The following is a 10,590-nucleotide window of genomic DNA, read 5'->3' as shown; positions in this document are numbered from 1 at the left end:
TGGTGGAGGTTTGACGTCGCGGTGCGGGGTTCGGGGGGCGGGGTTCGGCGTGGCGGTGTCCGCGTAGCGGGGGCCGGGGATCCGGGAAGGGGCCCCGCGCACCCAGTAGGTGCGCGGGACGTCCGTGTTCCCTTGCCCCCGGTCCCGCCCCCTCCGCCTTCGTCCCCTTCAATTGGCATGGGCGGCACGGGCGTTGACCCGCCCCGGGAGCACCAGCAGAATGAGCCCGCACGCGCTTGAGAGCGCTCTCAGAACTCGACTCCGGGCGCGCCCTCAGGCCCGCACTTCCAAGGGAGACCCATGACCGGCAGCATCGACAGCACCGGCATGACCGGCGCGACCGGCAGACAGGACCCGGCACCGGCGGTCAGCCGCCGCAGGCTCCTCGGCACCGGCCTCGGGGCCGCGGCGGCGCTCACCGTCGTCGGCTCCGGCCCGGCCCACGCGGCGCCCCGGGCGGCCGGGGCCTCGGCCCGGCGGCGCGGACAGGCATTCCTCGCCGCCGCCATGGACGCCTACCCCGACCACGGCGACATCCGGCTGACCCAGAGCTACACCGACCAGGCGGGCCTGTTCAGCACCGCCTTCACGTACGACAACGCGCTCGCGGTCCTCGCCCACCTCGCCGTGCGCACGGCGGACGGGCGGGCCAGGGCGGTGGCGCTCGGGGACGCGCTGATCTACGCCCAGGAGCACGACCCGGCGTACGACGACGGCCGGCTGCGCCAGGCGTACAACGTCGGGCCGTACGTCTTCTTCGACGGCGTACCCCAGCCGGACGGGTTCGTCCGGGCGGACGGGACGGCCAATGTCGGCACCCAGTTCGGCTTCACGGGGACGGCCGTGGGGGACATGGCCTGGGCGGGGATCGCGCTGAGCGCGCTGGCCCGGCGGACCGGGGCCCGGCGGTTCCTCGCCGCCGCGGTGCGGATCGGGGAGTGGATCGAGCGGACCGGCCGTACCGACGAGCCCCTCGGCGGCTACAAGTTCGGTGTGAACGGGGCGAACGAGAAGCTTCCGTTCACCTCGACCGAGCACAACACCGACCTGGTCTGCCTGTTCGGACGGCTCGCCCGGCTCACCGGCGACCGGGTGTGGTGGGAGCGGCGCGCGCGGGCCGAGGCCTTCGTGAAGGGCATGTGGGAGCCGGCCCAGGGTGCGTCGGGCGGCTTCTTCTACACCGGCACGAACGACGGCGTGACCGTCAACAAGTCACCGATCCCCGAGGACACCCAGACCTGGACCCACCTCGCCCTCGACTCGAAGCGCCACTCCCGCTCCCTGGACTGGGCGGCCACGGAACTGGCCGTCCTCGACAACGCCGAACGCCGCAACAGCACGGTCCCGGCCGGGCAGTCGTACGAGGGCGTCACCTTCAGCTCCGCCAGTCTCCTCGCGAACGAGGACGCGCCCATCGCCGAGTTCCAGCCCAAGCCCAACCGCAACGGCGTCTGGTTCGAGGGCACCGCCCACCTCGCGCTCGCCCTGCGCGACCGGGGCGCGCGCGGCGACGAGACGCACGCCCGGCGCCTCCTCGCCTCCCTCGAACGCGCCCAGGACCACCTCGGCACCGCCCAGACCGTCGGTGGTCGCGCCCTCCCCGACCGCTCCGGCATCGTCTCGGCCACCAGCCCCCTCGACACGGGCTTCGGCTTCGGCTACTACCCGTACCGGCACACGGGCGCCACGGCCTGGTACCTGATGGCGGCGGTGCGCTCCAACCCCCTGCGCGCCTGACACCCACCGACGGCTGACCGAGGCGGGGCGGGGCGGGGCCGGGCGACCGCGCCCCGTGGCCTCGCCCCGGGAGGGCGGCCGGTCTCAGCCCGGGGTGGACCAGCCGTCGGCGAAGTCGCAGGAGGCGTCTGGGAGTGGCCCCCTCGAACCACGGGCACCGGCCGCTCCCCAACTCGCCGTACCGGCCGGTGTTCCGCCGGCGGGCACGATGACGGACGTACCGCCCGACGGCGTGCCGGTAGACGGCCTCCTCCGGCGTCATGCCCGGCCACTTGACCGGTCCGGCCCACTTGACTGATCCGGCCCGCGCGGTCCCCTCCGCCGATCCGGCCCACCAAGTTTTCCCGGTCCACCAGATCGTCCCGGCCCACCCGGCCCATCCAACCTGCGCCGTTCCCCCGCTCCGCCATCCCGGAAGCGTAGATCCACGCCAACCACCCCCGAGAAGGGCCGGGAATGACCGGCGCGGGCGGGGGGTCAGGTTCGTAATCATGTGCGTACGGGAGGGGGCGAGGCGGCGTACTCGAGGAGTCGGTGCGAAGTCTCCGACATGAACGACTAGCATCCTGGCCGTAAACAGTCGGTGGAAAACGGGTTGTGGGTCGACGGCCGTCGGCTCTGCTGGTTGTCGTCGGCGTCCGTGAACGGGATGGGGTTGGTGTCGTGGTGGAGGCCGGGCCTCGGGTCGCTGTCGCCGTGGTGACGATGGGCAATCGGCCCGCCGAGGTGGACGCGCTGCTCGCCTCCGTGGCCAAGCAGGACGTCGCGCCCGAGCGGATCGTCGTCGTGGGGAACGGGTGTCCCCTCCCCGAGTTCGCCGAACGGCTCGGACTGCCCGGCGAGGTCACGCTCATCGAGGTGGACGAGAACCTCGGCTGCCCCGGCGGCCGGAACGTGGCCCTCGAACGGCTGCGGGAGTTCGGTGACGTCGACGTCGTCGTCGAACTGGACGACGACGGCCTGCTCGTCGACGCCGATGTGCTGCGCCGCGTACGGGACTTGTACGCCGCCGACCCCCGCCTCGGCATCGTCGGGTTCCGTATCGCCGACGAGCACGGCGAGACCCAGCGGCGACACGTGCCGAGGGTCGGCGCGAAGGACCCGATGCGCGGTGGGCCGGTCACCGGGTTCCTCGGCGGCGGACACGCCCTCTCCATGGCCATGCTCGGCGAGACGGGCGACTGGGCCGCCGAGTTCTTCTTCGCGCACGAGGAGACCGACCTGGCGTGGCGGGCGCTCGACGCCGGCTGGATCGTGCTGTACGCCCCCGAACTGCTTCTCCAGCACCCGAAGACCTCACCCGCCCGGCACGCCATCTACTACCGCGTCAACGCCCGCAACCGCGTCTGGCTCGCCCGCCGCCGCCTCCCGCTCCCGCTCATCCCCGTGCACCTGGGGGTGTGGGTCCTCATCACCCTGCTGCGGATGCGCTCGGTGGGCGGGCTGAAGGCGTGGTTCAGCGGCTTCGTGGAGGGCTGGCGCGAGTCGGGCGGCGAACGCCGGCCCATGAGCTGGCGGACGGTATGGCGCCTGACGTCGCTGGGACGGCCGCCGATCCTCTGACCCGACGGGCCTGTCCAGCAGGACATTCTCACTGTGCCGCGCAACACGAGTGCCCCGGTCGTTGACCCCCATCGACCGGGGCACAGCGCTTTGTGCGGTTTTCCGGATCCGGCGGCGGCGGCGGCACTCCCCCGAGCTACGCGTACCACGCGTGCGCCGTCGTCGCCGGATCCGATGAAGTGATCACATCAGGTCCCGCCAACGGATCGCTAACATGAGCCCAACGGTTCCACGGGGAGCCGTACGGGAGGCGGCGGCAGGTCGCCGCGGGGCGGGCCCGGAACGACGGTGCGGGAAGGCAGCGGACGGGTTCTATGCCGGACGGGCTGCGGTTCGGACTGCTCGGTCCGCCGGTTCTGTACGAGGCCGGGGACGGCCGGGGCGCCGCGGGTTCCGATGGCGGTGGTGACGGTCGGTCAGTCGGCAACTCCGGTGGCGATGGAGGCCGTTCGAGCGACGGCTCCGATGAAGTCTCCAGCGGTGTCGCCTCCGGTGCTACCGCCGGTGCTTCCCCCGGCGCTTCCGCCAGTGCATCCGACGGCACATCCGCCAGTGCATCCGCCAGTGCATCCGACGGCGTCTCCGGTGGCGGCGTACGGTCCGTCGGCAGCGGCAAGATGCGGGCCCTGTTCGTCGCGCTGCTGCTCGAACCCGGGCGGGTCGTCTCCGTCGACACCCTGAAGGACGTGCTGTGGGACGCGGCGCCACCGCCGTCCGCGCAGGCGTCGCTGCAGAACCATGTGACCAGGCTGCGCAGGCTGTTGGACGACCCCGAGCGGCTGCGCGCGATCCCGCCGGGCTATCTGCTGCGGGTCGACGAGGGCGAGCTGGACGTCCGCGTCTTCGAGGCCCACGCCCGAGCCGCCCGCACCGCCCACGCCGAGCGGGACTGGGCCCGGACCGTGCGCGAGTCCGCCGCCGCACTCGCCCTCTGGCGGGGGACACCGCTGGGCGGCCTGCGGGTCGAGGAGTTCCGCGCCCAGGCCTTCGTCCAACGTCTGGAGGAGGCCCGGCTGTTGCTTTTGGAGCGACGGTACGACGCGGAACTCCGCCTCGCGGCCGGCCCGGCGGGCGAGGAGGCCACCGGAGCGCACGCGCTCGGCGCCCTCGCCCCCGAACTCGCCGCCCTCGTCGCCGAGCACCCTCTCCGCGAGGCCTTCCACCGGCTCCTCATGCTCGTCCTCCACCGCACGGGCCGCCAGGCCGAGGCCCTGGCCGTACACCGAGACCTCCGCGCCCGCCTCCTCGACGAACTCGGCGTGGAACCGGGCCACGCGGTACGCGACGCCCACGTGGAGATCCTGCGCGAACAGGGCCCCGAGCCGCCCGCGACGTCGACCGGCGTTCCTTCGGACGAGCCCCCGCCGCGCCCGGCCCAACTACCGCCTCCGCCGGCCCATTTCACGGGCAGAGGAGCGGTGCTGGCAGAGCTGAGGCACGCACTGGGAACGGGTGCGTTCGCAGTCGACCCGGCCCGCACCCCGACAGGGGTGCGGGGAACTGCGCGACCGGCCACCAGCGACCCGCACTCGCCGAACCGCAGCACCCCCCGAGCTCTTGGGCGTCCGTCCCCCACCAAGGGAACGGCGACCGTCGTCATCAGCGGCATGGCCGGCGTAGGCAAGAGCGCCCTCGCCCTCCACCTCGCCCACGAACTGGCCGAGCACTTCCCCGACGGCCAGCTGTACATCAACCTCCACGGCGCCACCCCGGGCATGACCCCCCTCACCCCGGCCCAGGCCCTCGCCGCCCTGCTCAGGGACCTCGGCACCGCCCCCCGCCGCATCCCCGAACACCCGGACGCCGCAGCCGCGTTGCTCCGCTCGACCCTCGCCCCCACCCGCACACTCATGGTGCTGGACGACGCCGCACACGCCGCCCAGGTACGCCCCCTGCTCCCGGCCGGCGCCGGCTGCGCGGTCATCGTGACGAGCCGTTCGCCGCTCACCGCACTGGACGGCGCCCACCGCTTCCCGCTCGCCCCGCTGTCGGACGACGAGAGCGCGGCCCTGCTGCGGGCAGCGTCGGGCCGTGCGGCGGGCCTGGACGCCGCGCACCCCCTCGTCGAACTCACCGGCCGCCTCCCGCTCGCCCTCCGCGTCGTCGCGGCCCGCCTCGCCGCCCGGCGCGCGCTCACCCCGGACGCGCTGGCCGGCCAACTGGCCGCCACGGAAGGGAGGTTGCACCACCTCGAATACGACGATCTGAGCGTCCGCCGCTCCCTCGCCGTCGCCCACGAGGCCCTGCGCGCCTCCGACCGCGAGGCCGACCGCGACGCGGCCCACGCCCTCCGGCACATCGGCGCCCTCGACCTGCCCGCGTACGGGGCACCCCTCCTCGCCCGCCTCACCGGCACCGACGAGTTCCGCGCCGAGACCGCCCTCGACCGCCTCGTCGACGTGGCCCTCCTCGACGAGACGACGTACGGCCGGTACGTCCCCCACGACCTCGTACGCCACTTCGCCCGCGAACTCGCCGACACCACCACCGCCACCGAGACCGCCGAGGCCGTCGAACAGGTCCTCCGCTGGTACACCGGCCGCGCCCGGCAGAGCCTGCTGGTGATGCTCCCGACGGGATACGAGCGCGACGAACGACTCCGTACGACGACGCCCACGGCGGAGCCGCAGCCCATGGAGCCGCCCTTCGCCTCCGCCGAGGAGGCCTTCGCCTGGGGGGACCGCGAACTCCCCAACATCGTCGCCTTGGTGGAACGCTGCTCCCGAGAGCGCAGCGCCTCCGCAGCACTCGTCCCCGCCCTCGTCCGCTACCTCTTCCCCTACCTGCACCGAGGCGGCCGGCTCGCCGAACTGGACGTTCTCGGGCGGCTCGCCCTGGACGTGGCGAGGCTGCTCGGAGACGACGAGGCAGAGGCGTTCGCACTCACGGACCGGGCGGGGCTGCACTTCATGTCCGGCCGGGCCTCGGAGGCGCTCGCCCTCAACGACGAGGGCCTGAAGCTGTGGCGGCGGCTCGGGGTCGTGTCGTGCGTACGGCGCTGCCTGAACAACCGGGGGCTCGTACTGGAGAGCCTCGGCCGGTACGAGGAGAGCGAGGAGACGCTGCGGCAGAGCCTGGAGCTGTCCCGGCAGCTCGGCGACCCGTACGGCGAGGCGGTGACCTTCAGCCACCTCGGCAACCTGTACAAGCACACGGACGCGCGGGCCGCCATCGCCCACCACGAGCGAAGCCTGGCCCTCGGCGAGATCGCCGACAGCCTCGTCGTACGGCACACCGCGCACTGCAACATCGGCTACGCCCACCTCAGACTCGGCGAACCGGCCGCCGCCGTACGCAACTTCGAGCAGAGCCTGCGGATCCTCGGCGACGACGAGGACTGGCAGGGCGAGTCCAAGACCCGGCTGGGCCTGGTACGGGCCCTGCGCGAGCTGGGGCAGCCGGACCGCGCGTCCCACGAGTGCGTCCTCCTCCTCGACCTCGCCGAACGCCGCGCCGACCAGTACGCCGTAGGCCTCGCCCGCCACCAGCGCGGGCTGCTCCTGCGGGCACAGGGCCGAGTCGAGGAGGCGTACCGGGAGTGGGAGCGCGCCCAAGCGGTCCTGGACGACACGGACTCGACGGTGGCGGTGGACCTGAGGGAACTGCTGAAGGACCGCGCCCCGTAAGGGCCGCGGGGAACTGCGCTCGGCCCCCCCCACAACCCGCGCCCTTGAACGGTGCTCACTTCGCATCCGCATAACACTCCACCACCGCCGTGGTGAACGGAAACCGCACCGGCGTCTCCCCGAACGTCAGCCGTCCCGACAGCTGCGACGCCTCACGGATCGCTGCCACGACGGCGTCCGCCTCCTTGGCCGGGCAGTGCACGATCACCTCGTCGTGCTGGAAGAAGACCAACTCGGCGGCCATGCCGTCGAGGGCGCGGCGGAGGGCGGCGAGGAGGAGCAGGGTCCAGTCGGCGGCGCTGCCCTGGACGACGAAGTTGCGGGCGAAGCGGCCGCGCGCACGGGAGTTGGTGGAGGCATACCCGGGCACCCACTCGCTCCCCTGCCCCTGCCCCTGTTCCGGGGATTCGAGGTCGGCGTCGGCCTGGGGGATACCCGCCTCCTCGGCCGCCGCGTCGGAGGCGCCGGCCGCCGGTGGGCACGTACGCCCGAGCCAGGTCCGTACGAGGCGGCCTTCCTCGCCCGCGCGGGCCGCGTCGTCGACGTACCGCACGGCGCGCGGGAACCGTCGGCGCAGCGCGGCGAGATTCTTGAGCCCGTCCCCGGACGTCTGCCCGTACACGGCACCCAACACGGCGAGCTTGGCCTGCGCGCGGTCGCCGGAGAAGGCGCGGTCGGAGACGGACTGGTAGAGGTCGGTCGGGCGGCCGGCGACCTCCATGAGCCCGGGGTCGCGGGAGATGGCCGCGAGGACCCGTGGTTCCATCTGGTCGGCGTCGGCGACGACGAGCCGCCAGCCCGGGTCGGCGACGCAGGCGCGGCGGATCACCTTGGGGATCTGGAGCGCGCCCCCGCCGTTGGTGACCCACCGCCCGGTGACGGTGCCGTGCGCGAGGAACTCGGGCCGGAACCGCCCGTCCCGCACCCAGTCCTGCAGCCAGGACCACCCGTGGGCGACCCAGATCCGATACAGCCGCTTGTATTCGAGGAGAGGTTTCACGGCAGGGTGGTCGAGGCTCTCGATCTCCCAGCGGCGGGTGGAGCGAAGACGGACGCCGGCCTGCCCGAAGGCTTTGACGACATCGGCGGGCAGATCGGGCCGCACACGTCGGCCGAAGGCCTGGGACACCTCGACGGCGAGCTCGGCCAGCCGACGCGGCTCACCACCGCCCGCGTACCGCTCGCCGAGCATCTCGTGGAGCACCTCACGGTGGACGTCGGCCCGCCAGGGCAGACCCGCGCGGTTCATCTCGGCGGCGACGAGCATGCCGGCGGACTCGGCGGCGGTCAGCAGCCGCATCCGGTCCGGGTGGGCGGTGGCGTCGTGCCGTCGCTGCTGGTCCGCGTACACCTCGACGAGGTCGGTGAGGGGGACGTGGACGGGGCGGGGCTCGAAGAGGGACGGCTGGGCGCCGGGGTCGGCCGAGCGCAGGGGCGGGTCCGGCGGGACGGGAGTGTGGCGGAGCCGGGCGAGCGCGGCGGCCGCGGAACGGGGCTCCCCGAGCCGCCCCTCATGCCCGAGGAGCAGGCTCTCGGCGTCCTCGATGTCATAACACCGCTCCACCCGCACCCCCGTGGCGAGCAGTCGCGGATACACCTCCCCGGTGGCCCGCCACACCCACCGCCCCACCTCCGGCCCCCGCCGCCGCACCGCCTCCCCGAGATCCGCCTCCCGCACCACCGGCCCCGCGAGCATGCCGTCCGTCCCGAGGGGGGCGACCTCCACGCCACCGTCCTCGGCCGGAGCGAGTGCCCACCGGTCGGTCATGGGTGCGAGTGTGACAGGGGGGTCTGACATTGATGCTGATACTCAGGTCGCGGTGGTCGTGGCTCGGGGTCTGACTGACGCTCTGCTGGGCTGTCTTCCGGTTGTTCTGTCGAGCCACACCGCGTGGGTGTCGGCCGGCGGCGGCACGCTGTCAGTGAGCCAGCCCGCGCGGGGCGGCAAGGAGCACTGCGGGCCCGTGCCGACCGACACCCTGGACGCTACGGCTGCAGACCGAGCCACTGCGCTCAATTGAACAAGTCATGAGCTTGGCCAGAAGCCCCTTCAATGTCCTGTCTGCGCCACCTGGCCGGTGCCCACCTCCGGTTGGGAAGGCATTGTCAGCGCCTGGTGACAATCAGTCCCATTTTTCCCTGTATGGCTGTTTATGGTTGTTTCCCGCCGGACTGAGTAGTCCTGAGGTCAATAAGTTACTCTATGTAACTATTTCGTTGCGCTATGTGTGCATCCTGGGGTCCGCCGGGATCTTTGCGTAACGAGCCCAGACAGGCCGGAACGACTCGCCATCAGAGAGGGAAACCATGGCCATTGATCAGTCCACCGAGTCCCAGGACAGCGCGCCGCAGAACAGCGGGCTCTACGACACGCCGCCGCCGGAACTGGTGGAGCGGGCCAATCGTGCACGCAAGGAGCTGGAGGCGCTGACCGCCACGGTGGAGTTCAAGGCGAAGTGGTGGGGGTTTGAGATTCACCTCAACCAGGCGGCTGTGGACGCGTACCTGGAGATCAAGGACCACCTCGCGGACATCCTCGGCGAAGCGCTCAAGGAGCCCCTATCATCGCTGGTCACCCTGGCGGCCATGGCGCAGAAGGTCTGGGTGCAGGCGGTGTCGAGGGGGTATGGCTGCAAGCTGGTCTCGCCGTGGGTCTCGCCGACGATGCTCATCCCGATCGGTATCAATCCCGCCGAGGACCCCAACTTGTGGTGGACGGTGTTCGGTCGGAACGCGGATACCGGTCATTTTCAGTGGAACGAGGACACCATGTTCCCGGGCCACGCCAGCGCCGCGAACCCGGCGGCGGCCGTGTTCAAGGGCCGTCTGATCCTCGTCCACCGGGGTTACGGCAACAGCGACCAGCAGCTGTGGTGGACCGAGTTCGACCCGGACAAGGGCTGGTCCGATGACAAGAGGTTCGACGCCCACTCCAGCGCTGCCGGCCCGGCTCTGGCGGTGTACGACGGCAAGCTGCACTGCGTTCACCGGGGCCACGGGAGCGACACCAAGTTGTGGCACACCACCTTCGACGGCAACGGCTGGACCCAGGACAGGCCACTCGGCGCCCATTCCAGCTCCGTCGGCCCGGCCCTGGCGGTGTACGACGAGAAGCTGCACTGCGTCCACAAGGGTGCCAGCTCTGACAGCACGCTGTGGCACACCACCTTCACCAGCGCGGGGGGCTGGACCCGAGACACCCCGCTCCCCCGCCACTCCACAGCCTCGAACCCGGCCCTGGCGGTGTACGACGGCAAGCTCCATCTGGTCCATCGCGGCAGTGGCAACGACACATCCCTGTACCACGCCTCCTTCGTCACCAACTGGACCGAGGACAGGAGGTTCGACGCCCACCACAGCCTGGAGGGGCCCGGCCTGGCGGTCTTCGACGGCAAGCTCTACTGCGTCCACCGCGGCCACGGCAACGGGGACCAGAAGCTGTGGTGGACCACCTGGATGAGCGGCAGCCACTGGACCGCCGACCAGCAGTTCCCCGGCCACACCAGCGGGGCCGGACCAGCCGTGGTCGTCTACCGGGACAAGAACGGCACGCAAGACCAACTCATGGTCATCCACCGCGGCTACGGCAACCGCGCCGCCGGCACCGACAGCGCCGAAGTGCAGGCACGGATCGCCGCCGAGGAAGGCACCATCTGATCTCCCA

General features: G+C 72.1%; 5 protein-coding genes. 4 read left to right on the top strand and 1 reads right to left on the bottom strand.

Annotated features, from left to right (window positions below; all coding sequences use genetic code 11):
- The first annotated feature begins 300 nt into the window (after window positions 1-300).
- From ACFU53_RS42765 to ACFU53_RS42755, 3 genes are all read left to right on the top strand, one after another.
- Window positions 301-1,737: a Tat pathway signal sequence domain protein gene (locus ACFU53_RS42765; protein ID WP_384005188.1), complete on the top strand. Its 1,437-nt coding sequence runs from the start codon at window positions 301-303 to the stop codon at window positions 1,735-1,737.
- 663 nt (window positions 1,738-2,400) lie between these two features.
- Entirely contained in the window at window positions 2,401-3,300 is a 900-nt protein-coding gene (locus tag ACFU53_RS42760; RefSeq protein ID WP_384005187.1) for a glycosyltransferase family 2 protein, read from the top strand.
- A 314-nt stretch (window positions 3,301-3,614) separates the two neighbouring features.
- Window positions 3,615-6,926 carry a BTAD domain-containing putative transcriptional regulator gene (locus ACFU53_RS42755; protein ID WP_384005186.1) on the top strand — a complete coding sequence of 1,104 codons (3,312 nt, stop codon included), beginning with the start codon at window positions 3,615-3,617 and terminating at the stop codon, window positions 6,924-6,926.
- Between the two features lie 55 nt (window positions 6,927-6,981).
- Here the strand turns inward: ACFU53_RS42755 and ACFU53_RS42750 are convergent, their stop codons facing one another.
- On the bottom strand, window positions 6,982-8,694 hold the full coding sequence (locus tag ACFU53_RS42750; RefSeq protein WP_384005185.1) for a bifunctional 3'-5' exonuclease/DNA polymerase: 1,713 nt from the start codon (window positions 8,692-8,694) through the stop codon (window positions 6,982-6,984).
- 539 nt (window positions 8,695-9,233) lie between these two features.
- On the opposite strand from ACFU53_RS42750, the gene ACFU53_RS42745 reads away from it, so the two are divergent.
- The gene (locus ACFU53_RS42745; protein ID WP_384005184.1) at window positions 9,234-10,583 is read left to right on the top strand and encodes a hypothetical protein; all 1,350 of its coding nucleotides are present in this window, start codon (window positions 9,234-9,236) and stop codon (window positions 10,581-10,583) included.
- The last annotated feature ends 7 nt before the right edge of the window (window positions 10,584-10,590 follow it).

The organism is Streptomyces sp. NPDC057474, assembly GCF_042802555.1.
Taxonomy (GTDB): Bacteria; Actinomycetota; Actinomycetes; order Streptomycetales; family Streptomycetaceae; genus Streptomyces.
Note: the sequence above shows the minus strand (reverse complement) of the source record. Positions and strands in the feature narration are given on the sequence as shown.

Excerpts from the sequence above, each read along its gene's own strand:
- ACFU53_RS42755 (WP_384005186.1), top strand. The coding sequence starts at position 3,615 with ATGCCGGACGGGCTGCGGTTCGGACTGCTCGGTCCGCCGGTTCTGTAC.
- ACFU53_RS42750 (WP_384005185.1), bottom strand. The coding sequence starts at position 8,694 with ATGACCGACCGGTGGGCACTCGCTCCGGCCGAGGACGGTGGCGTGGAG.
- ACFU53_RS42745 (WP_384005184.1), top strand. The coding sequence starts at position 9,234 with ATGGCCATTGATCAGTCCACCGAGTCCCAGGACAGCGCGCCGCAGAAC.
- ACFU53_RS42765 (WP_384005188.1), top strand. The coding sequence starts at position 301 with ATGACCGGCAGCATCGACAGCACCGGCATGACCGGCGCGACCGGCAGA.